The organism is Corynebacterium sp., assembly GCF_012838985.1.
Taxonomy (GTDB): domain Bacteria; phylum Actinomycetota; class Actinomycetes; order Mycobacteriales; family Mycobacteriaceae; genus Corynebacterium.
This window is the reverse complement of sequence record NZ_DUOE01000181.1, coordinates 1-26,226: the sequence shown is the minus strand read 5'-3', so window position 1 is coordinate 26,226 and position 26,226 is coordinate 1. Positions and strand designations below refer to the sequence as shown.

Sequence of the window (26,226 nt, the reverse complement as noted above, 5' to 3'; positions counted from 1 at the left end):
GACTAGAGTTAGTTCGTGATTGATTGGCTTCTTGACCCGTTCCTGCTGGGCTTCCAGCAGCGGGCTCTCATCGGTGGGCTCATCGCCGCCGTGATGAGCGCCACCGTCGGCGTGTGGCTCGTGCTGCGCGGCATGAGCTTCTTCGGCGACGCGTTCGTCCACGGAGTGCTGCCGGGTATCGCGGCCGCCGTCGTCTTCGACTTCAGCCCCCTCCTGGGGGCCGCCGTCGCGGCCGCCGTGATGGTCGGTGCGGTGGAGGTGATCCACCGGCACACGCACCTCAAGGAGGACACCGCCATCGGCCTGCTCTTCGTCGGCATGATGGCGCTCGGTGTGGTGATCATCTCGCGCTCCGACTCCTACTCCGGCTCTCTGACCAGCATCCTCTTCGGTGACGCCCTGGGTGTGTCGTGGGACGCGATCCGCCAGCAGGCGGTGCTCGCGGTGGTGGTCATCCTCGGTTCGCTGCTGCTCTACCGCCCGCTCATGGCGCTGTCGTTCTCGCCCGTCAAGGCGGAGTCGCTGGGCATGCGTCCGAAGCTGACGCACGCGCTGCTGCTGGTGCTCATCGCGACGTCCGTGATCGGCAGTTTCCAGGCCGTCGGTACGATGCTCGTCTTCAGTCTGCTCGTCGCCCCGCCGGCGACGGCGGCGCTGCTGTCCCGGTCGATCCCCACGATGATCGCGGTGTCCGCCCTCATCGGCGCCGTCTCGGTCGTCACGGGTCTGGTCCTGTCCTTCCATCTGGGCACGGCCGCCGCCGCGACGATGGCGCTGGTCCCGATCGCCGCCTTCCTGGTGATCATGGAGTACCAGTACCTGCGTCGTCGCTTCGTCACCAGGGAGGTGGCGGCATGACGGGTGATCTCGCCGTCGGCACCGGCCTGCAGCTCGGTTATGAGCGTGTCGTCGCCGTCCGTCCCTCGGACGTGAGCATCCCGCTGGGCAGGCTCACCGCCATCATCGGTCCGAACGGTTCAGGCAAGTCCACGCTCCTGCACGCCATCGGCGGGCTCATCGAGCCGCAGGCGGGCACCCTGGAGGTGGCCTATCCGCGGGAGCGGATCAGCTACGTCATGCAGTCGGTGTCCTTCCCGGAGGGTGTGCCCCTGTCGGTCCGGGAGGTGGTCCGCATGGGCCGCTACCCGAGCTCCGGCTGGTTCGGACGTTTCCGCAGCGCGGACAGGCGGCGCATCGACGAGGTCATGGAGCGGCTCAACGTCACCGACCTCGGCAGGCGCCACCTGGAGGAGCTCTCCGGTGGTCAGCGTCAGCGCGTCTACGTCGCGCAGGGCATGGCGCAGGACCATGACGTCCTGCTTCTCGACGAACCCCTCACCGGCCTCGACATCGTCTCCGCCCGCATCATCGACGACATCATCCACGACGAGACGGATCACGGGCGCACCGTCGTGCTCACCACGCACGACCTGGCGGAGGCCCGGGCTGCCGATCACGTCGTGCTCATGTCGGGGCGGGTGGTGGCCTCCGGGCCGCCGGAGGAGGTGCTCACGGAGGCCAACCTCCGGGACGCCTACAACCTCGGCGAACTCCACGAGCATGACGGGCTGTTCATCGACAGCCCCCACGAGGAGTGCTAGCTACATCCGGATGTAGCGGGCGCGGGCGATGGAGTAGAGGCCGTAGAGGGCCAGGCCGACGCCGATGATGATGAGCAGCACCGCGCCGAAAGGCTGCTCGCCGAGGGTGCGCAGCGCGGCGTCGAGACCAGCGGCCTGCTCCGGGTCGGACCGCCAGCCGGCGATGACGATGAGCACGCCCAGGATCGCGAAGGCGGTGCCACGGGCGATGTAGCCGGCCATGCCCGCGCCGACGATGGCGGTGCCGACGTCGCCCGCCCCGGCACCCGCTTCGAGTCCCTTCTTGAAGCCCTTCGTCGCGCCGTGCCAGATGCTGAAGAGGCCGACTCCCAGGACGACGAGCCCGGCGATGATGACGAGCGCCGCGCCCCAGGGCTGGGCCAGCGCCCGGGCGGTGACGTCGGTGGCGGTGTCGCCGTCGGAGGTGCGGCCGCCGGCGGCGAAGGTGGACGTCGTGAAGGCCAGGGAGGCGAACACGACGGCGAGGACGCCGCCCTTGGCCCTGTCCTTCAGCTCCTCCTCGGTGAACAGCTGCGTCAGACGCCACAGGGCGAGTGCGGCGAGCGCGGCCACCGCGACCCACAGGAGGATCTGTCCGCCCGGGGCCTCCACGATGGTGGCCAGGGCGCCGGAGTTCGAGGCCCCCCCGCCGCCGGAGCCGGTGGCGATCCGGACGGCGATCCAGCCGATGAGGATGTGCAGGACACCCAGGACGATGAAGCCGCCCCGGGCCAGCATCTTCACGGCGGGGTGCTGGTTCGCGCGGTTGGCGGCGGTGCGTGTATTCATAAGTCCATTCAAGCGTGTCCGCTGGCGCCGGGCCACCGTCGTGACGCAATTGCTCCCCTGATGTTGACATGTCTACAACATGGTGTTAGGGTAGACGCGTCAACAAACATGCTGAGGAGTCACAACGTGAAGATCGCCATTTTCGTCGGATCCGTCCGTAAGGGCCGCTACGCCCGCACCGTCGGTGAGTGGGCCCTGCGGGAGCTCGAGTCCCGCAACGACGGCCACACCTACGAGATCGTCGACCTCCTGGACCAGGACATCGACCCGCTGACCGCGGAGGTGCTCCCGGGCATGGCGCAGGGTGTCTACGAGGATCCGAAGACCACCGCCTGGTCCGAGCTCATCGCCGGCTTCGACGGCTACTTCTTCGTCAACGGCGAGCACAACGCCTCCGTGCCGGCGATGATGAAGAACGCCTACGACCAGCTCCACATCGAGTGGCAGAACAAGCCGGTCGGCTACATCTCCTACGGCGGTGGCGGCGGTATCGGCGCCGTGAAGCACTGGCGCGACATCACCGAGCGCGTCGGCATGGTCAACCTGGCCGCCGACGCCATGTTCCCCTTCGGCGAGTACTTCCCGGACCATGTCTTCACCCCGGGCGAGCGGGGTGCGGCCATGCTCCACGCCCTCGCCGACGAGCTTGTCGATGCCGCCGACCGCGCCAAGGCCGGCGCCGAGGTCGGGGCGTGACGGTTGTCACGAAAGTTGGTGGACGGTCCGCAGCGACGTTAATGTTGATGCATCATTAAGGAAAGGGAAAACATGAAGATCGCCGTGTTTGTCGGCTCCATCCGCGAGGGCCGCAACGGCCGCCGCATCGGCCAGTGGGCCGTTGACCAGCTCGAGGCCCGCAACGACGGCCACACCTACGAGATCGTCGACCTCCTCGAGCAGGACCTCAACCCGAACACAGCCATCCCGCCGCGCATGGTGGAGAACGGCGCCTACACCGACCCGAAGACCCTCGCCTGGGCCGAGCTCATCGGCGGCTACGACGCCTTCATCTTCGTCACCCCCGAGTACAACGCCTCCATCCCCGGCCCGATGAAGGACGCCTACGACCTCCTCTTCGCCGAGTGGACCGGCAAGCCGGTCAGCTTCATCGGCTACGGATCCGGCGCCGCCCGCAGTGCCATCTCCCACTGGAACGACATCGTCACCCGCGTCGGCATGATCGTCACCCCGGCCCAGGTCGAGTTCACCTTCCAGGACCACTTCCCGGACTTCGTGTTCACCCCGGGTGAGCACGGTGCTGCCATGCTCGCGGACGTCGCCGACGAGCTCATCGACGCCGCCGAGCGCGCCGCCACCACCGTCGAGGCCTGAGCGTCAACCACTTCGTACCGCGAAGGCCCCCTGGGAACTCTCCCAGGGGGCCTTCGCGGTATTGTTGTGTTGCCCGGCTGAACACCCCGCGGGGGGCGTCGATGAGCGGGGGACTAGCAGTCGTAGTACAGCTCGAACTCCAGCGGCGTCGGACGCAGACGGGCCGGGGTGATCTCGTTGTCGTACTTGAGCTGGATGTAGGCCTCGATGAGGTCCTCGGTGAAGACGTCGCCCTCGGTGAGGAAGTCGTTGTCCTTCTCCAGGGCGGCCAGGGAGGCCTCGAGGGAGGTGGGGGCCTGCGGGATCGCGGCGGCCTCCTCCGGCGGGAGCTCGTAGAGGTCCTTGTCCACCGGGGCCATCGGCTCGATGCGGTTCTTGATGCCGTCGAGGCCGGCGAGCATCATCGCGGCGAATCCGAGGTACGGGTTGCCGGACGGGTCCGGGGCGCGGAACTCGATGCGCTTGGCCTTCGGGTTGGAGCCGGTGATCGGGATGCGGATCGCGGCGGAGCGGTTGCGCTGGGAGTACACCAGGTTGATCGGGGCCTCGAAGCCCTTGACCAGGCGGTGGTAGGAGTTCAGCGTCGGGTTGGTGAAGGCCAGGACCGCACCTGCGTGGTGCAGGATGCCGCCGATGTAGTAGCGGGCCATGTCGGACAGACCGGCGTAGCCGGACTCGTCGTGGAAGAGCGGCTCCCCGTCCTTCCACAGCGACTGGTGGGCGTGCATGCCGGAGCCGTTGTCCCCGGCGATCGGCTTGGGCATGAACGTGACGGTCTTGCCGGCGTTGAAGGCGGTGTTCTTGATGATGTACTTGAAGGTCTGCAGATCATCGGCTGCGTGCAGCAGCGTGTTGAAGCGGTAGTTGATCTCCTGCTGGCCGCCGGTGCCCACCTCCTTGTGGAAGCGCTCGATCTCGAAGTCGGCGTTGCGCAGGTGGCGCACCATGGTGTCGCGGATGTCCACGGTCTGGTCGTAGGGGGCGACCGGGAAGTAGCCGCCCTTGACGCGGTTGGTGTAGCCGAGGTTGCGCTGCCCGTCGAGGCGTCGCTCCTTGCCGCGGTTCCACCAGCCCTCGTCGGAGTCGACCTCGTAGAAGCCGCCGTTGGTGGAGGTCTCGAAACGCACGGTGTCGAAGAGGTAGAACTCGGCCTCCGCACCGAAGAAGCAGGTGTCGGCGATGCCGGTGGAGACCAGGTACTCCTCGGCCTTGCGGGCGACGTTGCGGGGGTCGCGGGAGAAGGGCTCCCGGGTGAAAGGGTCGTGGACGAAGAACTTGATGTTCAGCGTCTTGGCCTCACGGAAGGGGTCGATCTTCGCGGTCTTGATGTCCGGCAGGAGGTTCATGTCGGATTCGTCGATCGTGGTGAATCCGCGGATGGAGGAGCCGTCGAAGGCGAGGCCCTCCTCCGCAGCCTCCTCGTCGAACATCGAGGCCGGGATGGTGAAGTGGTGCTCGGTGCCCGGGACGTCCGTGAAGCGGACGTCGACGAATTCGACGTTTTCATCCTTGATGTACTTGACGACATCTTCGATCGTGTTGAAGGCCACGATGACTCCTTGGTTGTTGACGCTCTCGGTCGTGCGGTATCTCAGCCAGTCTACAGGTGCGGGCACCGCTCCCTATTACCTGTCGCTCATTCTAAACTGTTATCTGTTGACCGATCAATAGTCGGGGGAAAACTGGGTTTCCCCTGCCCGCACGCCCCCGGCTAATGTCTACGGTATGGCGAACCCCAAGCGTAGCTGGCTCGACGGCCCCCAGATCCCCGGCGAACACGAGGACCCTTTCGCACCCGGCAGGTACCCCGGCGAGAAACTCGGCCTCCCCGAGACCGGTCCCGGCTCGCTGGCCTCCGTGGCCCGCCGTACCGGCGGAGTCCTCATCGACTGGTTCATCTGCCTCGGCCTGGCCATCGTGTTCACCAACTACTCCCACGCCCTGGGCGGCACCGGCACCGTGGTCTATATCTTCTGGGTCATCCTGGGCATCATCTTCGGCTGGCTCTTCGCCCGCACCCCGGGCCACATGCTGCTCGGCATGGGTGTCGCGCGTGTCGACGTCGGCGGCGCCAAGGTCGGCCTCTGGCGCGCCGTCATGCGCACCCTGCTCACCGGCCTCATCCTCCCGGCCGCCATGGTCGACTCCGACGGCCGCGGCCTCCACGACCGCGCCACCGGCACCGCCGTCATCCGCGGCTAGATCAACATGAACAGCAGGATCTGCGCCGCGATGATCTTCGCGACCATCGAGACCGGGTACACCGACGTGTACCCCATCGCCGGCAGGTCGTTCCTGGTCACGTCAGAGACGTAGGAGAGCACCGCCGGGTGCGTCTGCATGCCCGCGAGGATGCCCGCCGTCTCACCGAAGGACAGCTTGAGCACCTTGTAGCCGATGACCAGCACCAGCACGGAGATGAGCAGGGTGATGAGCGCACCCACGCCGATGATCGTCAGCGACGTCGGGTCGGAGAGCGCCGCCCGGAAACCCGCGCCGGCGGTCGTGCCGATGGCGGCCAGGAAGAGCGTGATGCCCAGCTGACGCATCGCCAGGTTGGCGCCGTAGGGGATCTGCCACACGATGCGGCCCGAACGGCCCAGTGCGCCGAGGACGAGTGCCACGACCAGCGGACCACCGGCGGTACCCAGCTTGAGCGACGCCCCACCCGGCAGCGGCACGGCGATCATGCCCACGGCCACGCCGATGACGAGGCCGATGACGAGGGGGAGGAGGTTGACGTCGGAGAGACGTCGATAAGAATCGCCGAAGAGGCGGGTGACCTTGCCCATGCGCTCGTGCGCCGCGACGACGCGCACGCGGTCACCCAGCTGCAGGATGGTCTCCGGGGTGGCCACCATGTCGTGGTCACCGCGACGCACACGGGTGATGAGCATGCCCGAGAGCTGCGGACGCAGCTTCGACAGGGGGATGCCGACCAGGTCGTTGTTGGAGACGAAGATGCGGCGGTAGTCCAGGTCGTGGCCGTGGAAGGGATCACCCGGCAGGGCCTCACCGATGAGCTCCACGGCACGGTCGAGCTCCTCTGCGGTGCCGACGACGGAGAGCACGTCGCCCGGCTTCGCCCAGGCACCGTTACCCGGCAGACGCTGGTCACCGTCGCGCTCGAGGCGGGAGACGATGACCTCCAGGCCCAGATCCTCCGGGAGATCGGCGATGGCGTGGAGATCATCGCGCTGCACCAGGATGCGGCGGGTGTAGAGCTCGTGGATGGCCACCCCGTGGTCGATGGCCTCCTGCTGGTGGTCGACGCGGAACATCTTGCCCAGCACCGCGATGGCGATGATGACGACGATGACACCCAGCGGGTACGCCAGCGAGTAGGCGACCAGCGGCAGGGGCTCCACTGCACGCAGCTCACCGCTGTCGGTGATGAGCGAGGGCAGGGCGTCGACCACCGCGGCCATGGCGGGGGTGTTCGTCAGCGCGCCGGTGAACATGCCGGCACCCGTCACCGGGTTGATGTCCAGGAGCTTGACCAGCCCGTAGGCGGAGGCGGTGATGACGGTGAACACGCCGATGGCCAGGGTGTTGTTGCGGAGGCCCTTGGAGCGGAACGTCGCGAAGAAGTCGTGCCCCGACTCCAGACCGATCGTGTAGACGAACAACGCCAGACCGACGATGTAGATCAACGGGGGGATCTGGATGGCGGGCTCGATCGCCGCCATCACCAGACCGACGAAGAGGACGGCGGCGACGCCGAGACGGAACCCGAAGATCCGGAGACGGCCCAGGAACAGACCGACCGCCATGATCACGAGTAGGGCGAGAAGAGGGTTCTCCACGAAAATGTTCACGGAATACATAGTGTCAGACGGACCCCGGAACGGCAGAACGTCCCGTGCTCCCCTTAGACGGGAATCACAGGACGTTCCGGGAGGCAGAGAGATTACTTGCCGCGGCGCTCGCTGGCGCGACGCATGCGACGGTTCATGCCGGACAGGTTGCCGCCCTTCGGCAGCGGACCCTTCGGCAGGCCGCCACCCGGCTGCGAGGAACCGATGGTGTCCATGGCCTCGATCTTCGCGTTGACCGAGTAGACCTCGTTCTTGCGGTAGTTGCGGGGCAGCTTGAGCAGCTCACGCTGCAGGTTCTTCAGGGGCACCTGGCCCTCGCCGTCACCGACGTACATCTCGTACACCGGGATGTCACCGGCCAGGCGGTCGAGGCGGCGCTTCTGCTGGTTGACCAGCTCCTTCGCCGCGTTGGTGTTGCCCTCCGCGACGAGGACGATGCCCGGGTTGCCCACCACGCGGTGCACGATCGCGGACAGGGAGCGGTTCATGGCCACGCCCTGCTTGGTGTGCCACACGATGCCGACGGTGTTGCGCAGGTTGTCCAGCGCCCAACCGGCGGCACCCGGCTGATCGCCGACGCGGTCGTACATGGTCTTCTCCAGGCGGCGGGAGAAGAGGTACATCGCCAGGACGGCGCCGAGGCCGATACCCAGGACGAGCATGAACCACTGTCCACCCCAGGCGAGGCCGATGAGGAAGAAGAGGGCGGCCACGCCCACGACGGACAGCACCATCAGCGGGACGAGGAGCTTGTCCTCCTTGCGCTGGATGTTGAACGCCTGCCAGAGCTGGGAGCGCGTCTCCCTGCTCTTCGCCCGCTTGGCGGCCCGTGCCTCTGCCTTCGCGGCCTTAGCTGCCGCCTTCTGCTTGTCGTCTGCCATGGCCTCTACTTTAGGTCAGGGTCCGGTGCGTGCCTAACGCGAGGTGACCGGTGTGTCCTGGGAGGGGCCGTACTTGGCCAGGAGAGTGGTGGCCTCCTGGTCGGTGCTGCCCTGCGAGGTCTCGGCCAGGTGCTTGAGGTGGTCCGGGATCTCCCGGCCGCGGGCGGCCATCGCCTGCGAGTAGAGACGGCCCGCGCGGTAGGAGGAGCGTACCAGCGGGCCGGACATGACGGCACCGAAGCCGAGGTCCTCGGGGAAGTCCTTGTGTTCGACGAACTCCTCCGGCTTCACCCAGCGGTCGATCGGGTGGAACATGGGGCCGGGGCGCAGGTACTGCGTGATGGTGATGATGTCGCAGCCGGCGCTGTGCAGGTCGGTGAGGGCCTCGCGGATCTCGTCGACGGTCTCGCCCATGCCGAGGATGAGGTTCGACTTGGTGATCAGCCCGTAGTCGTGGGCCTGGCGGATGACGTCGAGGGAACGCTCGTAGCGGAAGGCCGGGCGGATGCGCTTGAAGATGCGCGGCACGGTCTCCAGGTTGTGGGCGAAGACCTCGGGGCGGGACTCGAAGACCTGCTCCAGCAGTTCCGGGCGGCCCGAGAAATCCGGCACGAGGTTCTCGACACCGGTGTTCGGGTTGAGCTCGTGGATCTGGCGGACGACCTCCGCGTAGAGCCAGGCGCCCTCGTCCTCGAGGTCGTCGCGGGTCACGCCGGTGATGGTGGAGTAGTTCAGACCCATCTCACGGACGGACTCGGCGACACGGCGCGGCTCGTCCCGGTCCAGCGGATCCGGCTTCGCGGAGTTGATCTGGCAGAAGTCACAGCGGCGGGAGCAGTTGGCTCCGCCGATGAGGAACGTCGCCTCGCGGGACTCCCAGCATTCGTGGATGTTGGGGCAGCCCGCCTCCTGGCACACGGTGTGCAGGGAGGCCCCGGCCACCTTCTTCTTCATGTCCTCGTACTCGGGGCCGGTCTTCACCGCGTTGCGGATCCAGCGGGGCTTGGTCTCGATGGGGGTCTGCGCATTGCGCTTCTCCACCCGGAGAAGCTTGCGTCCTTCAGGTGCGATAGTCACAACGCCACCATACTCTTTCTACTGATAGGCATAAACTGAGAGGTCAGCGGCTTGCCGACGCGATCTTCGTCGGATCCGGCGCCGAGGCGAAGGTGTGGTCCGCGACGGCGAGTTCACCGGCGAGGGCGGCCGTCAGGGTGTCGACAAGCGACGACGTGACCTCCCCGACGCCCACCTCCCGCCCCAGCTCCAGACTGAGGGTGGTGACGTCGGCGTCGTCGATGCCGCACGCCACGATGTGCTCGTAGTGCTCGAGCGTGTTCGAGCAGTTGAGGCTCAGCCCGTGCATGGTCACGCCACGGGTGACGCGGATGCCCAGGGCTGCGACCTTCCGGTCCCGGCGCGTCTCATCGGCGGGGACCCAGACACCGGAACGGCCGTCGATACGCCCCGCCTTGTCGACGCCCGCCTCCCGCACCGTCGCGATCACCGCCTCCTCGAGGCGACGGACATAGTCGACGACGTCGACCGGCTCAGCCAGCCGGATGATCGGGTAGGCCACCAGCTGGCCCTCCCCGTGCCAGGTGATGCGGCCACCCCGGTCGACGTCGACGACGGGCAGCCCGTTGGTCGGGCGGTCCTCCGGCTGCGTGCGTTTGCCGGCCGTGTAGACGCTGGGGTGCTCCAGGATGAGGACCTGGTCACCGATCTCCCCGGCCGCGCGTTGCGACGCCAACCTGGCCTGCAGATCCCAGGCCTCCTGATAGTCGACGAGACCGAGGTGACGGATCTCGAGGGGCTCACCGGACGCACGGATCGAACGGTCCGCGGGGAAGAAGGGCTCACGGGGTGCAGTCATGATGGGACCAGGGTACCGGTCCCGGGCGGTCACACGCCGTTGGCCTCCGCGTACTCGGCGGCCGTCATGAGCGGTCCGACCCCGCTGACCTCGACCGCGAAGAGCCAGCCCGCGCCGAAGGGGTCGGCGTTGATGACGGCGTAGTCGTCGTGGATGGCGTCGTTGACCGCCGTGACGGTACCGGTGACGGGGGAGTAGAGGTCGGACACCGACTTGGTGGACTCCACCTCGCCGCACGGCTCACCGGCGGTGACCGGGTCGCCGACCTGCGGGAGCTCCGCGTAGACGACCTCCCCGAGACGTTCGGCGGCCACGGAGGTGATGCCGACCTTCACGGTCGCACCGGAGGCCTCCTCGGGCATCGCGTCGATCCACTCGTGGTCCTCGGAGTAGGAGTAGTTCTCGGGCAGGGAGTGCTCATCCTTCATGGTCTTCATGGGGTGATTTTAACGCCCGGGACGCCGGTAGAAGGGCAGTTCGACGATCTCGAAGGGGTGACGCCTCCCGCGGATGTCCACCTCCAGGGCGGTGCCCGGGGCGGTGACGTCGGGACGCAGACGGGCGAGCGCGATCGGGTGCCCGAGCGTCGGTGAGGGCTGCCCGGAGGTGACAACCCCGACCTGCTCCCCACCGAGGTGGACCGTGGCCCCCTCCCGCGCGGCGCGGCGTCCCAGTCCGCGGAGCCCGACGAGGGCACTGGTCGGCTCCCGGTCGACGAGGGCGTCGCGGCCGAAGAAGTCCGACTCCTTCCTCCGGAACGCCGCCGCCATGCCCGCCTCGACGGGCGTGATGTCGCGGGTGAGGTCCTGCCCGTGGAGGGGCAGTCCGGCCTCCAGCCGCAGGGAGTCCCGCGCCGCCAGGCCGGCGGGCAGCATGTCGTAGGCGGAACCGGCGTTGAGCAGCGCGTCCCACAGTTCCGGGGCGTCGGCGGCGGGGACGTAGAGCTCGAAGCCGTCCTCCCCCGTGTAGCCGGTGCGGGCCAGAAGCGTGTCCACACCCGCGACCGTCAACGGGGCCGCCGTGTAGTACTTCATGGCGCGCACGACCGACTCGTCCTCCCCGGCGACGAGGTCCGCGATGATCTGCTCGGCCCGCGGGCCCTGCACCGCCAGCAGCGCGGTGTCGGCGGACTCGTCGGCCAGGTCCACGTCGAAGCCCGCGGCCCGCTCCCGGAACGCCTCCCACACGACCGCCGTGTTGGCCGCGTTGGGGACCACCAGGTACTCCTCGTCGGCGAGGCGGTAGGAGAGGAGGTCGTCGAGGATGCCGCCGGTGGCGTCGACAAGCATCGAGTAGCGCGCCTTACCCACCGGGAGCGTCGAGAACGTGGAGATCAGCGCATGGTCGAGGAACTCCCCGGCCTGCGCGCCCCGCACACGGATCTCCCCCATGTGGGAGAGGTCGAAGAGCCCGGCGGCGGAGCGGACGGCGCGGTGCTCGTCGAGCTCGTTGCCGTACTTCAGGGGCATGGACCACGGGCCGAAGGGGGTGAATGAGGCACCGAGCGCCACGTGGTGCTCATGCAGGGGACTGGTACGCAGGTCAGACACTAGTGCTCCTCGGAGAAGTCGAAGGCCTCGGGCGGCGGGCAGGCGCACACGAGGTTGCGGTCACCGTAGGCCTCGTCGAGGCGGCGGACCGGCGGGAAGTACCTGGTGCGGCGCAGACCGGGGACCGGCCAGGCCGCCTGCTCGCGGGTGAAGGCGTGGTCCCAGTCGTCGCGGGACACACTCCACGCGGTGAAGGGGGCGTGGTGGAGGACGGAGTCCTCGTAGGCGATGCCGCCGGCGCTGATCTCGTCGATCTCCGCGCGGATGGTGAGCATCGCCTCGATGAAGCGGTCGAGCTCGGTGAGGTCCTCGGACTCGGTCGGCTCCACCATGAGGGTACCGGCGACGGGGAAGGACAGCGTGGGGGCGTGGAAACCGAAGTCGATGAGCCGTTTGGCCACGTCCGCGGCGGTGACGCCCGTCTGCTTCGTCAGATCACGCAGGTCGAGGATGCACTCGTGCGCCACCAGCCCGTTCCGGCCCGTGTAGAGCACCGGGAACGCGTCCTCCAGGCGACGGGCGACGTAGTTGGCGCTGAGGATCGCCCCGGCGCTCGCGCGGGTCAGACCGTCGGTGCCCATCATGGCGATGTACGCCCAGGAGATCGGCAGCACCCCCGCCGAGCCGTGCCGCGTCGCGGAGACCGGCACCCCCGTGCCGACCGCCGCCGGGGTGGCCCCGTCGAGGGAGGTGGGGTCCGCCGGCAGGTAGGGGACGAGATGCTCCGCGACGCACACCGGACCCACCCCCGGGCCGCCCCCACCGTGCGGGATGGTGAACGTCTTGTGCAGGTTGAGGTGGGAGACGTCGCCGCCGATGCGCCCCGGCAGCGCCAGCCCGGTCAGGGCGTTGAGGTTCGCGCCGTCGATGTAGACCTGCCCGCCGACCGCGTGCACCTTGTCGCACACCTCACGCACGGTGTCCTCGAAGACGCCGTGCGTGGAGGGGTAGGTGATCATGATCGCGGCGACCTGCGGGCCGTGCTCGGCGAGCTTGGCGTCGAGGTCGGCCATGTCTATGGAGCCGTCCCCGGCGGTGGCGACCACCACGACGCGCAGGTGCGCCAGCGTCGCCGACGCCGCGTTCGTGCCGTGCGCCGACGCCGGGACCAGGCAGATGTCCCGTTCCATCTCCCCGTTGGCCACGTGCCAGCGGCGGATCGCCAGCAGCCCGGCCAGCTCCCCCTGGGAGCCCGCGTTGGGCTGCACGGACACCTTCGCGTAGCCGGTGAGCTCCGCGAGCCGGTCCTCCAGGTCCCCGATGAGTGCCAGCCAGCCGGCGGCCTGCTCATCAGGGGCGAAGGGGTGCATGTCGGCGAACTCCGGCCACGTGATCGTCTCCAGGCCGGCCGTGGGGTTGAGCTTCATCGTGCACGAGCCCAGCGGGATCATCGTGCGGTCGAGCGCGAGATCCCTGTCGGAGAGCGTGCGCAGGTAGCGCATCATCTGCGTCTCGGAGTGGATGGTGGAGAATACCGGGTGCGTCAGCGTCGGGGTCCGCCGCCGCACGGCCGTGGGGATGCGGTCGTCACCGCGCGCCGGGGAGGCGCCGAAGGCGGCGGCGAGCTTCCCGACGTCCCCCTCATCCGCCGACTCCCCGAAACTCACGCCGACCAGGGTGTCGCTGATGGGGCGCACGAGGTATCCCTCCGCGGCCAGCTTCTCGACGACCCCCTGCGCGTCCGCCACCTCGACGGCGACGGTGTCGAAGAAGGAGTGGTGACGCACCCCCGGGACGGAGGCTGCGAAATCACACGCCAGGCCGTGCACCCGCTCCGCGATGGCCCGCAGGCCCTCCGGCCCGTGGTGGACGGCGTACATGCCGGCCGTGACCGCCAGCAGCGCCTGCGCGGTGCAGATGTTCGACGTCGCCCGTTCCCGACGGATGTGCTGCTCCCGGGTCTGCAGCGCCAGGCGGTAGGCGGGGGTGCCCTCCGCGTCGACGGACACACCCACCAGACGTCCCGGGATCTGCCGCTTGAGGGCGTCACTCACCGCCATGTACGCGGCGTGCGGGCCACCGTAGAACAGCGGCACACCGAAACGCTGCGAGGAACCGACCGCGATGTCGGCCCCCATCGCACCCGGTGACTCGAGCAGCAGCAGCGACAGGGGATCGGTGACCACCGTGGCCAGGCCGCCCCGCTCATGGACCGCCTCGATCACCGGGCGCGGATCCGCCACATCCCCCTCCGTGCCCGGGTAGGCGATGACGACGCCGCACAGATCCTCACCCACCAGCTGACTGGACAGGTCCTCGACCGCGACCTCCAGGTCGATCGCCCGGGCCCGCTCCGCGGCGACGGCGAGGACCTGGGGGTGGAGGCGGGCGTCGAGAAGCACCCGACGCCCTTTCCGCTGCGCCCGCGACATGAGGCCCACGGCCTCAGCGGTGGCGGAGGCCTCGTCAAGGAGGGACGCGTTGGCGACCGGCAGCCCCGTGAGCTCGGAGACCATCGTCTGGAAGTTGAGCAGCGCCTCCAGCCGCCCCTGCGAGATCTCCGGCTGATAGGGCGTGTACGCGGTGTACCAGCCCGGCGCCTCCAGCACGCCGCGCCGGATGACCGGGGGAGTGATCGTGTCCGAGAAACCCTGGCCGTAGAAGGCGCGGAGCACCGTGTTCCGCTCCGCGTACCCGCGCAGCCGCGCCTGCGCATCTGTCTCCGTGAGGGCCTCATGCCGGGGGAGTGGTTCCGTGAGGCGGATGTCGGCGGGGAGGGCGGCGTCGACAAGCTCAGTGAGGGAATCGAACCCCAGCACCCCCAGCATCACCTGCTCCTCCGCGGCGTCCGGACCGGAGTGCCGGGCCAGGTAGGAGGCGGGATCCGTGATCGCATGCAGGTCCATGACCCGAGTATAAGAAGAAAACCGCCACCCGACCGGGAAGGTCGGATGGCGGTCCCTCTCAGCGGGAGAACTTAGAGGCCGAGGTCGGACTGGAAGTCCGCGGTCTCCAGGCGGTCCTTGATGGTGGTGATGAAGCGACCGGCGTCAGCACCGTCGATGACCTGGTGGTCGTAGGTGAACGGCAGGTAGCACATCTGGCGGATGGCGATCGAGTCGACGCCGTCATCGGTGACGACGACCGGACGCTTCTCGATGGCCGCGGTGCCCAGGATGCCGGCCTGCGGCGGGGTGAGCACCGGGGTGTCCAGCAGGGCACCCTCGGAACCGATGTTGGTGACCGTGAAGGTGCCACCGGACAGGTCGTCCGGACGCAGCTTGCGGTTGCGGGCACGCTCAGCCAGGTCGGTGATGGCCTCGGCGATCTCGACCAGGGACTTCTCCTGCGCCTTCTTGATCACCGGCACCAGCAGACCCTGCGGGGTGTCCACGGCGATGCCGATGTTCACGTCCGCGTGGTAGGTCATCTCCTTGGTCTCCGCGTTGTAGGACGCGTTGACGTTCGGGTGGGAGACCAGGGCCTCGGCGACAGCCTTGACGATGAAGACCAGGTAGGTCGGGTTCGCGCCATGCTTCGCGACGAACGCCTCCTTCGCCTCCGAACGCAGATCCGCGATGCGGGTCATGTCGACTTCCTGGACGTGCGTCAGCTGCGCGGTGGTCTGCAGGGAGTTGATCATGGTCGCGGCGGTGATCTCGCGGATACGGTTCACCTTCTGGGTGGTGCCGATCAGCTCCGCCTTCTCCGGATCCACGGACTTGGTGGACCAGTTCGCGCGGGCGCCCTTCTCAGCGGCCGCCGGAGCAGCCTGGGTGCCACCCTCGGCAGCGGCCAGGACATCCTGCTTACGGATACGGCCACCGACACCGGTGCCCTCGACCTGGGTGAGGTCGACGCCGTGCTTGTCGGCGAGCTTACGGACCAGCGGGGTCACGTACGGGACGTTGGCGTTGTCGACCTTCTTCGGGGCAGCCTTCTCCTCGACCTTCGGCTCCTCCTTCTTGGGCTCCTTCTTCGGCTCCGGCTTCGGCTCAGCCTTCTTCTCGGCCTTCTTCGGGGCACCGGAACCGACGCGGGCGATGACCTCGCCGACGTCGACGGTCTCGTCCTCGTCCGCCAGGATCTCCAGCAGGGTGCCGGCGACCGGGGACGGGATCTCGGTGTCGACCTTGTCGGTGGACACCTCGAGCAGCGGCTCATCGACCTCGACGGAGTCGCCGACGGACTTCAGCCACTGGGTGATGGTGCCCTCGGTGACGGACTCGCCCAGCTCCGGCATCTCCACGTCGGTGGACTCGCCCTCTGCGGCGTCCTCCTCAGCCGGAGCTGCCTCGTCGACGGTCTCGTTCTCGTCCTTCGACTCGGCCTCCTCGATGGCCTCCTCGGAGGGGACGTCCTCGTCATCGGCCTCGGCGGCGTCGGCGTCACCGATGCGGGCGATGACCTCGCCGACGTCGACGGTGTCGTCCTCGTCAGCGAGGATCTCGATGATGGTGCCGGCGACCGGGGAGGGGATCTCGGTGTCGACCTTGTCGGTGGAGACCTCGAGGAGCGGCTCGTCGACCTCGACGGTGTCGCCGACGGACTTCAGCCACTGGGTGATGGTGCCCTCGGTGACGGACTCGCCCAGCTCCGGCATCTCCACGTCGGTGGCCTTGCCGGAGGCCTTCGGGGCGGCCTTCTTCTCTTCCTCCGGCTCCTCGGCCGGAGCCTCCTCAGCTTCAGCCTCAGCCTCGGCGGAATCCGCGGAGGACTCCTCGCCCTCCTCACCGATGATGGCGATCACCTCGCCGACGTCGACGGTGTCGTCCTCCTCGGCCCTGATCTCCAGCAGAACGCCGGCCTTCGGGGACGGGATCTCGGTGTCGACCTTGTCGGTGGAGACCTCGAGCAGCGGCTCGTCGACCTCGACGCGGTCACCAACCTGCTTCAGCCACTGGGTGATGGTGCCTTCGGTGACGGATTCGCCCAGTTCGGGCATCTCTACGGAGAACGCCATAGTGTTTCTGACTCCTCGAAAGTCGTTAGTTGATCGATAGCTAATGACCCCAGCGTACCGGGTTTGATCAGCCTGGTGTCACCGAGTATCCCGTTAGAAGTTTCGGTGCACCTACAATTGTAAGTCGTGTTCAATCTATTCGGTCGCAACAAGTCCCGGTCCGGTCTCCGACCACCCCGCGCCCCCGGCGAGACCATCCGTCAGAAGGACGCCGACCACCTCCGCAGCTGGTGCGAGGGGCGGGCCTTCGTGGAGGCCTTCGTTGAGCCGGAGACCGTGGTCAACGAGATGTCCGTGGTGCTCGTCGACGAGAACGGGGAGTTCACCCGGCGCCGTATCGGCGGCCCCAAGGGCATCGACGCCGTGCAGAAGCTGCTCGGCGTCCCGGTCTATGACGTGGAGGAGACCGGGTACCCCCAGCGCATGCGGGAGCGGATCGAGTACGAGCGCATCCTGCGTAAGCGGGAGGAGCAGCGGCGCCGTCGGGCGGCCTTCGAGCGGGGTGAACTGCCGGACTGACTCCGGGGAGGGCGAAAGGTGTGCAACTCCGTCTTTTTCAGGCCCCTGAAAAGCCGGAGTTGCACACCTTTCTACCTTGCGGACCCCTACTCGGCGGCGATCTCGCTCAGCAGCGCCAGGAAGGTGCGCACCGGGACGCCGGTCGCGCGCTTCGGGGTGTAGCCGTGGACGGAGCCGGAGTTGAAGGACGGGCCGGCGATGTCCAGGTGGGCCCACTCGATGCCCTCGTCGATGAACTTCGACAGGTACAGGCCGGCGTACTCCATGCCACCCCAGCGGGTGTTGTCGACGTTGCGCATGTCGGCGGTGGGGGACTTGATGGTCTCCTCGTGCTCCTCGAGGAGGGGCATGGCCCAGGCGGGCTCGCCGACGGCCCGGCCGGTCTCGGCGACGCGGTCGCGGAAGGCGTCGGAGCCCATGACGCCGGTGGTGCGGGTGCCCAGGGCGACCATCTGTGCGCCGGTCAGGGTGGCGACCTCCAGCAGGTAGTCCGGGTTGTCCTCGGAGGCGCGGGCGAGGGCGTCGGCGAGGACGATGCGGCCCTCGGCGTCGGTGTTGATGATCTCGGAGGTCTGGCCGCCGTAGTGGGTGATCACGTCGCCGGGGCGGGTGGCCCGGCCGTCGGGCATGTTCTCGGCGAGCGGCAGGGTGGCGGTGATGCGGACGGGCAGGTCGAGCTGCGCGGCGGCGATGACGGTGGCGGCGACGGCGGCGGAGCCACCCATGTCGGAGATCATGTTCTCCATGTTGGCGCCCGGCTTGAGGGAGATGCCGCCGGTGTCGAAGGTGATGCCCTTGCCGACCATGGCGACGGTCTTCTTCGCCTTCTTCGGGGACCAGGTCAGGCGGACCAGGCGGGGGCCGCGCTCGGAGCCGCGGCCGACGGCGAGGATGCCGCCGAAGCCCTGCTTGGTCAGGGCCTTCTCGTCGAGCACCTCGACCTTGAGGCCCGCGGCCCTGCCCTCGTCGGTGAGCAGTCCGGCGTAGGACTCGGGGTAGAGGTGGGAGGAGGGGGTGTTGACCAGGTCACGGGCGAGGACGACGGCCTCGGCGGTGATGCGGGCGGTCTCGAACTCATCCTTGTCGCCGCCGACGAACACGAGCTTCTCGACGCCGCCGTTCTCCTCCTCCTCACTCCGGATGCCGCGGTAGTGGTACGCACCGAGGATGAGTCCCTCGACGGCGGCGGCGAGGCCGAAGACACCGAGGGTGGTGGCGACGGTGCCGACCTTCTTCAGTGCGCGGGCGGCGCAGCCGGCGGCGCGGCGGAGGATCTCATCGGTGAGTTCCTCCGGATCACCCAGGCCGACGGCGATCACGGAGCGGTCCTCGAAGGGGACGCGGGTGATCTCGTTGGCCTTGCCCGTGGCCCCGACGGCGGTGAGGGAGTTGAGGACCTGGCGGGAGGCGGTGTCGTCGAGAAGCGTGGAGGCCGGCAGCTCGGGGCCGTCCTCCCCGCAGAGGACGGGCACGAGCAGCGCGTCGGTCGACTTCGGGGCCTTCTTCGCCAGTTCGACGGCGGGGGTGGTGCCGCGGGCGGGAAGGGTGAAAGTGGGGTTCGCCATGAAAAGTTCCTCCTGAGATTGACAAGCGATGAACCCAGCTTATAGAGATCACCTCTGGGTCGTCGGTGTAGCGTGTTCCCCATGACGTCTCTCAATTTCACCGTGAACCGTACGACCACCCCGACGTCCGATGAGGCGCGCGAGGAGATTCTGCAGAATCCGCGGTTCGGCAAGAACTTCACCGATCACATGGTCACCATCGAGTGGACCGAGGACGAGGGCTGGCACGACGCCCGCGTGCGTCCGTACGAGGCGATCCCCATGGATCCCGCCACCACGGTGTTCCACTACGGCCAGGCGATCTTCGAGGGCATCAAGGCCTACCGTCAGCCGGACGGCTCCATCGCCACCTTCCGCCCGGAGCGCAACGCCGAGCGCATGCAGAAGTCCGCCGAGCGCATGGCCATGCCGCCGCTGCCGACCGCGGACTTCCTCGAGGCCATCCGACTGCTTGTCGACGTCGACCGTGACTGGGTCCCCGCCGCCGGCGGCGAGGCCAGCCTCTACCTGCGTCCCTTCATGATCTCCACCGAGGTCTCCCTGGGTGTCAGCCCGGCGAACCGGTACACCTTCTTCGTCATCGCCTCCCCGGTCGGCGCCTACTTCACCGGCGGCGTCAAGCCGGTCTCCGTGTGGCTGAGCGAGGACTACGTCCGCGCCGCCCCCGGTGGCACCGGTGCCGCGAAGTTCGCCGGCAACTACGCCGCCTCCCTGCTCGCGCAGGCACAGGCGGAGGAGAAGGGCTGCGACCAGGTGGTGTGGCTCGACGCCATCGAGCACACCTACATCGAGGAGATGGGTGGCATGAACCTGTTCTTCGTGTACGGCTCGGGTGACGACGCCACGGTGGTCACCCCCGAGCTCTCCGGCTCCCTGCTCCCGGGCGTCACCCGCGACTCGCTGCTGCAGGTCGCCCGCGACCTCGGCCACCGGACGGAGGAGCGGAAGATCTCCAAGTTCGACTGGCGCGACGACGTCGCCTCCGGAGAGATGACCGAGGCCCTGGCCTGCGGCACCGCCGCCGTGATCACCCCGGTCGGACGTGTCCTGTCCAACCACGGTGAGTTCGAGATCAACGGCAACCAGCCGGGTGAGATCACCATGGCCATGCGCGAGCGCCTGACCGACATCCAGCGCGGCCTCCACGAGGACACCCACGGCTGGGTGCACACGCTGGTCCCGGCGGAGAACGCCTAGTCGGCCAGCAGCTCGGCGGCGGCCCGCACCAGCGGGAGCGCCGCCAGCGCGCCGGTGCCCTGGCCGGCGTTCATGTCCAGGGCGACGAGAGGCGTGAGCTCGAGGGCCTGCAGCGCGATGAGGTGCGCGGGCTCCGGGGTCAGCTGCCCGGCCTGGCACCAGGGGGCGGTGCCGGGGGAGAGACGTTCGGCGAGGTAGGCGGCGACGGTGACGGGGGCGCCGTCGAGAAGCACGGGGGTGCGGCGCGCCGCGGCCTGCGCGATGAAGGCCACCAGCGCCACCAGGTCCGGGGAGGAGATCCTCCGCAGGACCTCCTCGGGATTCCCCGTGGTGCCGCGGACGCGGAACATGGCGTCGCGGATCGCCTCGACCTTGATCTTCCACAGCTCATCGGTGATGCCGGCGCCGGGGCCGACGACGGCGACGGGCTCGGTGGCCGTGAACGCCCCGAGGACGGCCGCCGCCACGGTGGTGTTGCCCACCCCGAGATCACCCGGAATGAGCAGGTCAGCGCCGGCGTCGATCTCCTGGTCCGCCACCCGGCGGCCGATCTCGACGGCGCGGGCCAGCTCCTCGGCCTCCATGGCGTCCTCCACGTCGATGGAGCCGGTGGAGCGACGCACGCGCTCCTCCCCCCAGGCGTCGTGGTCGAGGGAGACGTCCACGAGGCGTACCGACGCCCCCGCGGCCCGCGCGAGCACGTTGACGGCTCCGCCGCCGCGTTCGATGTCCGCCGCGGTGGCCACCGAGTGCTCCGGCGGGAGGACGGACATGCCCCGCCCGGCGACACCGTGGTCACCCGCGAACACCACCACCCGGCAGCGCTCCAGCGGGCGGGGCGGGAACGTGCCCTGGCAGGCGGCGACCCACGCCCCGAGCTCACGGAGACGTCCCGTGCCGGAGAGTGCGGCGGATGCGAGTGCCTCGTCCCGGATCTGCGGATCCGGGGTGGTGAGGGGCTCGGCGGCGTCGAAAAGCATGGGGGCCTCCTGGGCTCTAGACCTTGTCGCCGACGTTCACACGCGGCTTCGGCGAACGCCACTTACGCGGCTGCGTCATACGCGAGTAAGTGTAGAAGCCCAGACCGAGACCCGTCGCCCGGGTCTCCGGGAACTTCTCGCGGACGGAACGGTTGGCGGCCATGCCGGCCCACACACCCTCGATGAAGAAGATGAGCATGAGGAACATCGCGATGAGCGACATGATGTTCGCGACATCCGGGGCGAAGGTGCCGATGAACAGCGTCACCAGCAGGCCCAGCGCCACCGGGAGGACCCAGTTGTTGACGAAACGGCGGGAGTCGACCCAGTCGCGGACGTGACGACGCTCCGCCCCCTGGTCACGGGGGAGCAGGTAACGCTCGTCGCCGTCGTCCATGGCCCGCTGGACCTCCTGCTGGCGCTTCCGGTTCTCCTCGCGCTCGCGGGCCTTGTGGGCCTTCCACTCCTCCTTGGACATGGACTTCTTCAGTTCCTTGCGCTGCGCGCTGGCCTGCGCCGCCGACTTCGGGGCGCGGGGGTCGCGGATGATGCCGCGCTCGATCTCGACCTCACGACGCTTCGGGGTCGGGCGCCCCTTCGGCGGGGTGTAGCCCTTCGGGTGCGCCGGGCGTTGGGGCTCGGCCGGGGCGGGGGTCGGCGAGGCGGCGGGCTCGGCCGGGGAGGATTCATCGGATTTCTGCCAGGGGAGTTTCACGAGTCCCAGGCTACAAGGCCAGATGGGGAGTCGGGAATACGGGTGGGCACCCGCGCGTTATGAATGTGTAAGCGCGCACCCCGGTCCCCGGCGAGTATGGTGGGCGCGTAACGAAGCACCTATGTATGCAAGGAGATCACCACCATGACCGCTCCCGCCTCCAGCACCGGCGTAGTCCTCACCGATGCCGCAGCCGCCAAGGCCAAGGCTCTGCTCGATCAGGAGGGCCGCGATGATCTGGCGCTGCGCATCGCCGTCCAGCCGGGCGGTTGCGCAGGCCTGCGTTACCAGCTCTACTTCGACGACCGCGAGCTCGACGGCGACAAGGTCGACGAGGTCGGCGGCGTGCGCCTGGTCGTCGACAAGATGAGCGTGCCGTACCTCAGCGGTGCGAAGATCGACTTCGCCGACACCATCGAGTCCCAGGGCTTCACCATCGACAACCCGAACGCCGGCGGCGCCTGCGCCTGCGGCGACTCCTTCAACTAGGAATCATTCGTCACGGGACGAAAAGCGCCCGCACTCCCCCTTCGAGGGAGTGCGGGCGCTTTTTCTGTCTCCGGTCAGATGTCGACCGGGTAGTCCTTCTCCTCGATCTGCGGGTCGATCCGGTCCTCGATGAAGATGCCGTGCCACACCATGAACGCCAGCACCGTCCACAGGCGACGGGAGTGGTCGGAGATGCCGTCGCGGTGCTCCTTGAGCATCTCCAGCACCGCCTTCCGGTCGAAGATGTCGTCGGTCTGCGACTCGTTGATGGTGTCCTGGGCCCAGCCGAAGAGCTCGTCGCCGGCCAGCCAGTGACGCATCGGCACCGGGAAGCCCAGCTTCTTACGGTGCAGGACATGCGGCGGGACGATCTGCTCCATGGCCTTGCGCAGGGCGTACTTGGTGGTGCCCCCGGCGATCTTCAGGTCGTGCGGGATGGTCTGGGCGACCTCGAAGACCTCCTTGTCCAGGAACGGCACGCGCAGCTCCAGGGAGTTGGCCATGTTGATCTTGTCGGCCTTGACCAGGATGTCGCCGCGCATCCACGTGAACAGGTCGAGGTGCTGCATCCGGGCGACCGGGTCCATGTGGGTGGACTGCGCGTAGATCGGGGCGGTGACCTCCTTGTGGTCCCACTCCTCCTTCGCCCACGGCAGCACGCGCTGGAGCTGCTCGAAGTTGAAGGAGCGCGCGTTGCCGTAGTAGCGCTCCTCCATGGTCATGGAACCGCGCTCGAGCAGCGACTTGCCCTTCATGCCGTCGGGAAGCACGCGGGAGAGGCGGCCGAGGCCACGGCGCAGCGGGGTGGGAACCTTCTCGAAGGGTGCCAGCGAGAGCGGCTCCTTGTAGATGGTGTAGCCGCCGAAAAGTTCATCCGCACCCTCACCGGACAGGACGACCTTGACGTGCTTGCGAGCCTCCTGCGCCACGAAGTACAGCGGCACCAGCGACGGGTCCGCCACCGGGTCATCCAGGTACCACATGATCTTCGGGATCGCGTCGGCGTACTCCTCCGGGGAGACCACCTTGACGATGTGCTCCACGCCGATCGCGGCGGCCGACTCCGCGGCCACGTCGACCTCGGAGTAGCCCTCACGCTCGAAACCGGTGGTGAAGGTCAGCAGATCCGGGTTGTGGCGCTTCGCCAGGGTGGCGATGGCGGTGGAGTCGATGCCGCCGGACAGGAAGGATCCCACGGTGACGTCCGCACGCATGTGCTTCTCGACGGAATCCTCCAGCGCTCGGGCGATCCGGTCGAAGAGGTCCTGCTCCTTCCCCTTGGGGACCGGGGTGACGTCGAAACGCGGCTTGAAGTAGCGGCGGGCGACGACCTCGTCGCCGGCACGCAGCGTCGCCGTGCACCCGGACTCGAGACGACGGATGGAGGAGTGGAGCGACTCCGGCTCCGGCACGTACTGCAGGTCGACGTAGTGCTCGATCGCACGACGGTCAAGGTCCAGGCCGAGACCGAGCTCCGGGGCCATCTCCAGGATGGACTTCTTCTCGGAGGAGAAGACGGTGCCGGCCGGGGTCGTGGCGTAGTACAGCGGCTTGATGCCGAACTGGTCGCGGCCGACGAACAGGACCTTCTCCTCGGTGTCCCAGATGGCGAAGGCGAACATGCCGCGCAGGTGCTCGACCACGTCCTCGCCCCAGTGGTGGTAGCCGACGACGATAGTCTCCGAGTCCCCGCGGGTGCGGAACTCATGCCCCGCAGCGCTGAGCTCCTCGCGGAGTTCCACGTAGTTGTAGATCTCGCCGTTGAAGATGAGGGCGTAGCGCTCCGGCGACTCCTCCGGTCCCCAGACCAGCGGCTGGTGCGAGTGCTCCAGGTCGACGATCGAGAGACGGTTGAAGCCGAAGATGACGTCCTCGTCGTGCCAGGTGCCTGCGTCGTCCGGACCGCGGTGGCGCATGCACGGCAGGGCCCGGGTCACAGCGTCAACGAAGGCCTCTGCGTCACCGCCGGCGGTGAGCATGCCAAGAAAGCCGCACATGTGGAAATGTTCTCCTCTATATAACGGAAGTGTTCGGTCCTACGATACGGCCCGGGGGCGTCGTGAAGCGACACCGGCACGAGATAGCGGCCGGGCAGGCCGTCGGGGATGTTCCGCCGCAGGTGGGGCAGGGGGTAGAAAGGACGGATATATGGGTGGATACTTTCGGATGATCCCATGACCTGGGGATTGTGAGATGGGTAACACGGAATCGGGAGGGGGTGGGCCGTCATTCGTGAGTAAGCCCATATGGGCTGTAACATCCGGGGTACTTCGAGGGGCACCGGTGACATCCGGAAGATCTCGGCAGGAGGGAAACAGCATGGATAACCACCGTGAATGAACTATCCTGCTGTATCAGGAATGCTTAAACCAGTGTTCAAGGATTTAGTGTGGACAGGAAGGCAGACACACGTGGAACAGCGTAAGAAGCGCGGCTTCGCCCGTAAGGCGGGTCTCGGCGGTGTGATGGCACTTGGTGGCCTCGCTCTCGCCGCTTGTGACGTCGCTCCGCCGGAGAGCGTCGGCAGGATCATCGGCATGGGTTGGCCGACGGGTATCACCCCGGAGGCAACCGCCATGTACAACTTCTGGGTCTGGGTGTGGGTCACCGCCTGGATCATCGGCATCATCATGTGGGCTCTCATGCTCGTCGCCGTCTTCAGCTGGAACGCCAAGAAGGCTGAGAAGCGCGGCGAGGGCGAGTTCCCGAAGCAGCTGCAGTACAACGTTCCCCTGGAGCTTGTCCTGACCATCATGCCGATCTTCATCGTCATGGGCCTGTTCTTCTTCACGGTCCAGACCCAGCAGAAGGTCACCGCCCTGGACAAGAACCCGGAGGTCACCGTTGACGTGACCGCCTTCCAGTGGAACTGGAAGTTCGGCTACCAGAACGTCGCCGCCAACCTCAGCCCGACCGGCTCCGAGTACAACGGTGTCGACGAGGAGCGCACGGCCCTGGCCGAGGCGACCAAGTACGACGACCCGGAGCTCGTGAAGAACCCGAACCCGATTCACGGCATGTCCAAGGGTGACCACTCCTACCTCCACTACAACCTGATCGAGACCGTCGGCACCACCGACGAGATCCCGGTCCTGGTTCTCCCGAGCAACACCCCGGTCGAGTTCCAGCTCGCCTCCGGCGATGTCGCCCACTCCTTCTGGATCCCGGAGTTCCTCTTCAAGCGTGACGCCTACGCTCACCCGGAGGCCAACCAGCAGCAGCGTGCCTTCCAGATCGAGGCCATCGAGGAAGAGGGCGCCTTCGTCGGCCGCTGTGCCGAGATGTGCGGTACCTACCATGCCATGATGAACTTCGAGCTGCGTGTCGTCTCCCCGGAGGCCTTCACCCAGTACATGCAGTACCGCATCGACAACCCGGATGCCCCGAACTCCGAGGCACTGGCGGCGATCGGTGAGGCTCCGTACGCCACCACCACCCACCCGTTCAACTCGTCCCGTCAGACCTGGGACGGCGAGAACTACGTCGACCACAACGCCAACATCTAACGGAGGATTGTCACAATGAACTCTGGTTCTAAACTGATGTACGGCATCGCGGCCTTCCTGGCTGTGATGGCTGTGATCTACACCTTCGGTACCGGCTTCATCGCAGAGGACGGCTACGGCGGACGCACCGAGTGGGTCGGCATCACCGCGCTGGTTCTCTCCACCGCACTGGCTCTCATGCTCGGTGTCTACCTCCACTTCACCGACTCCCGCTCTGACGTCCTCCCCGAGGACTGGGAAGAGGCTGAGGTCGAGGACAAGGCCGGTATCCTCGGCTTCTTCTCCCCGGGCTCCGTCTACCCGGCATGGATGGCCGGCGCCGTCGGTGTCCTGGGCATGGGTATCGCCTTCTGGCACTTCTGGCTCATGGCCATGGGCGCGATCCTGCTGATCTGGGGCGCATACAACCTCAGCATGCAGTACGGCCTGCCGAAGGAAAAGCACTAGGCCTTCCCGGCACACGCCACACGAATCACGAACGAGGCACCCGCCCCGGTGGGACGGG

24 protein-coding genes are annotated in these 26,226 nt (G+C 67.8%); 10 read left to right on the top strand and 14 right to left on the bottom strand.

Going from position 1 to position 26,226, the window contains the following annotated elements:
* Positions 1-15: 15 nt before the first annotated feature.
* Entirely contained in the window at positions 16-858 is an 843-nt protein-coding gene (locus tag GXZ33_RS10350; RefSeq protein WP_291340953.1) for a metal ABC transporter permease, read from the top strand.
* Positions 855-1,601 carry an ABC transporter ATP-binding protein gene (locus GXZ33_RS10345; protein ID WP_291340952.1) on the top strand — a complete coding sequence of 249 codons (747 nt, stop codon included), beginning with the start codon at positions 855-857 and terminating at the stop codon, positions 1,599-1,601. Before GXZ33_RS10350 ends, GXZ33_RS10345 begins: the two co-directional genes overlap by 4 nt.
* Here the strand turns inward: GXZ33_RS10345 and GXZ33_RS10340 are convergent, their stop codons facing one another.
* On the bottom strand, positions 1,602-2,390 hold the full coding sequence (locus GXZ33_RS10340; RefSeq protein WP_291340951.1) for a DUF1206 domain-containing protein: 789 nt from the start codon (positions 2,388-2,390) through the stop codon (positions 1,602-1,604).
* Between the two features lie 126 nt (positions 2,391-2,516).
* On the opposite strand from GXZ33_RS10340, the gene GXZ33_RS10335 reads away from it, so the two are divergent.
* Together GXZ33_RS10335 and GXZ33_RS10330 are read left to right on the top strand one after the other, a co-directional pair.
* Positions 2,517-3,086, top strand: a complete 570-nt coding sequence (locus GXZ33_RS10335) for an NAD(P)H-dependent oxidoreductase (protein ID WP_291340950.1) — start codon at positions 2,517-2,519, stop codon at positions 3,084-3,086.
* A gap of 72 nt (positions 3,087-3,158) precedes the next feature.
* Entirely contained in the window at positions 3,159-3,722 is a 564-nt protein-coding gene (locus GXZ33_RS10330; protein ID WP_291340949.1) for an NAD(P)H-dependent oxidoreductase, read from the top strand.
* Positions 3,723-3,835: 113 nt separating this feature from the next.
* On the opposite strand, the gene glnA is transcribed toward GXZ33_RS10330, so the two are convergent.
* Entirely contained in the window at positions 3,836-5,272 is a 1,437-nt protein-coding gene (gene glnA, locus GXZ33_RS10325; protein ID WP_291340948.1) for a type I glutamate--ammonia ligase, read from the bottom strand.
* A gap of 175 nt (positions 5,273-5,447) precedes the next feature.
* Here glnA and GXZ33_RS10320 point away from each other — a divergent pair, with 175 nt between their 5' ends.
* A complete protein-coding gene (locus GXZ33_RS10320; RefSeq protein WP_040086283.1) occupies positions 5,448-5,924 on the top strand; it encodes an RDD family protein in 477 nt (158 codons plus the stop codon).
* Here GXZ33_RS10320 and GXZ33_RS10315 read toward each other — a convergent pair.
* From GXZ33_RS10315 to sucB, 8 genes are all read right to left on the bottom strand, one after another.
* Complete coding sequence (locus tag GXZ33_RS10315; RefSeq protein ID WP_291340947.1) at positions 5,921-7,540, bottom strand: aspartate:alanine exchanger family transporter; 1,620 nt, start codon at positions 7,538-7,540, stop codon at positions 5,921-5,923. The two genes, GXZ33_RS10320 and GXZ33_RS10315, sit on opposite strands and share 4 nt — an antisense overlap.
* Positions 7,541-7,632: 92 nt before the next feature.
* Complete coding sequence (locus GXZ33_RS10310) at positions 7,633-8,421, bottom strand: DUF4191 domain-containing protein (protein ID WP_291340946.1); 789 nt, start codon at positions 8,419-8,421, stop codon at positions 7,633-7,635.
* A gap of 33 nt (positions 8,422-8,454) precedes the next feature.
* A complete protein-coding gene (gene lipA, locus GXZ33_RS10305; protein WP_291340945.1) occupies positions 8,455-9,498 on the bottom strand; it encodes a lipoyl synthase in 1,044 nt (347 codons plus the stop codon).
* Between the two features lie 43 nt (positions 9,499-9,541).
* Positions 9,542-10,297 (bottom strand): lipoyl(octanoyl) transferase LipB, encoded by a 756-nt coding sequence (gene lipB, locus GXZ33_RS10300; protein ID WP_291340944.1) that lies wholly within the window; start codon positions 10,295-10,297, stop codon positions 9,542-9,544.
* Positions 10,298-10,326: 29 nt separating this feature from the next.
* Positions 10,327-10,725, bottom strand: a complete 399-nt coding sequence (gcvH, locus tag GXZ33_RS10295) for a glycine cleavage system protein GcvH (RefSeq protein ID WP_291340972.1) — start codon at positions 10,723-10,725, stop codon at positions 10,327-10,329.
* Positions 10,726-10,743: 18 nt separating this feature from the next.
* Entirely contained in the window at positions 10,744-11,847 is a 1,104-nt protein-coding gene (gcvT, locus tag GXZ33_RS10290) for a glycine cleavage system aminomethyltransferase GcvT (RefSeq protein WP_291340943.1), read from the bottom strand.
* On the bottom strand, positions 11,847-14,693 hold the full coding sequence (gene gcvP / locus GXZ33_RS10285; protein WP_291340942.1) for an aminomethyl-transferring glycine dehydrogenase: 2,847 nt from the start codon (positions 14,691-14,693) through the stop codon (positions 11,847-11,849). The genes gcvT and gcvP overlap by 1 nt, the downstream gene beginning before the upstream one ends.
* A gap of 71 nt (positions 14,694-14,764) precedes the next feature.
* On the bottom strand, positions 14,765-16,750 hold the full coding sequence (gene sucB / locus GXZ33_RS10280; protein WP_291340941.1) for a 2-oxoglutarate dehydrogenase, E2 component, dihydrolipoamide succinyltransferase: 1,986 nt from the start codon (positions 16,748-16,750) through the stop codon (positions 14,765-14,767).
* 126 nt (positions 16,751-16,876) lie between these two features.
* Here sucB and GXZ33_RS10275 point away from each other — a divergent pair, with 126 nt between their 5' ends.
* On the top strand, positions 16,877-17,269 hold the full coding sequence (locus tag GXZ33_RS10275) for an oxidoreductase (protein WP_291340940.1): 393 nt from the start codon (positions 16,877-16,879) through the stop codon (positions 17,267-17,269).
* A gap of 86 nt (positions 17,270-17,355) precedes the next feature.
* On the opposite strand, the gene GXZ33_RS10270 is transcribed toward GXZ33_RS10275, so the two are convergent.
* Entirely contained in the window at positions 17,356-18,834 is a 1,479-nt protein-coding gene (locus GXZ33_RS10270) for a leucyl aminopeptidase (protein WP_291340939.1), read from the bottom strand.
* A gap of 81 nt (positions 18,835-18,915) precedes the next feature.
* Here GXZ33_RS10270 and GXZ33_RS10265 point away from each other — a divergent pair, with 81 nt between their 5' ends.
* The gene (locus GXZ33_RS10265) at positions 18,916-20,031 is read left to right on the top strand and encodes a branched-chain amino acid aminotransferase (RefSeq protein ID WP_291340938.1); all 1,116 of its coding nucleotides are present in this window, start codon (positions 18,916-18,918) and stop codon (positions 20,029-20,031) included.
* Here the strand turns inward: GXZ33_RS10265 and GXZ33_RS10260 are convergent.
* Both GXZ33_RS10260 and GXZ33_RS10255 read right to left on the bottom strand, forming a co-directional pair.
* Entirely contained in the window at positions 20,028-21,011 is a 984-nt protein-coding gene (locus GXZ33_RS10260) for a nicotinate-nucleotide--dimethylbenzimidazole phosphoribosyltransferase (protein ID WP_291340937.1), read from the bottom strand. The genes GXZ33_RS10265 and GXZ33_RS10260 overlap by 4 nt on opposite strands.
* Before the next feature lie 16 nt (positions 21,012-21,027).
* A complete protein-coding gene (locus GXZ33_RS10255; RefSeq protein ID WP_291340936.1) occupies positions 21,028-21,726 on the bottom strand; it encodes a DUF3043 domain-containing protein in 699 nt (232 codons plus the stop codon).
* A gap of 144 nt (positions 21,727-21,870) precedes the next feature.
* Here GXZ33_RS10255 and GXZ33_RS10250 point away from each other — a divergent pair, with 144 nt between their 5' ends.
* Positions 21,871-22,215: an iron-sulfur cluster assembly accessory protein gene (locus tag GXZ33_RS10250; protein ID WP_291340935.1), complete on the top strand. Its 345-nt coding sequence runs from the start codon at positions 21,871-21,873 to the stop codon at positions 22,213-22,215.
* Positions 22,216-22,289: 74 nt separating this feature from the next.
* Here GXZ33_RS10250 and asnB read toward each other — a convergent pair whose 3' ends face one another.
* Positions 22,290-24,212, bottom strand: coding sequence for an asparagine synthase (glutamine-hydrolyzing) (asnB, locus tag GXZ33_RS10245; protein ID WP_291340934.1), 1,923 nt, complete (start codon positions 24,210-24,212; stop codon positions 22,290-22,292).
* A 414-nt stretch (positions 24,213-24,626) separates the two neighbouring features.
* On the opposite strand from asnB, the gene GXZ33_RS10240 reads away from it, so the two are divergent.
* Positions 24,627-25,721, top strand: coding sequence for a cytochrome c oxidase subunit II (locus GXZ33_RS10240; protein ID WP_291340933.1), 1,095 nt, complete (start codon positions 24,627-24,629; stop codon positions 25,719-25,721).
* Between the two features lie 15 nt (positions 25,722-25,736).
* Complete coding sequence (locus tag GXZ33_RS10235) at positions 25,737-26,168, top strand: cytochrome c oxidase subunit 4 (protein ID WP_291340932.1); 432 nt, start codon at positions 25,737-25,739, stop codon at positions 26,166-26,168.
* Positions 26,169-26,226: the final 58 nt, after the last annotated feature.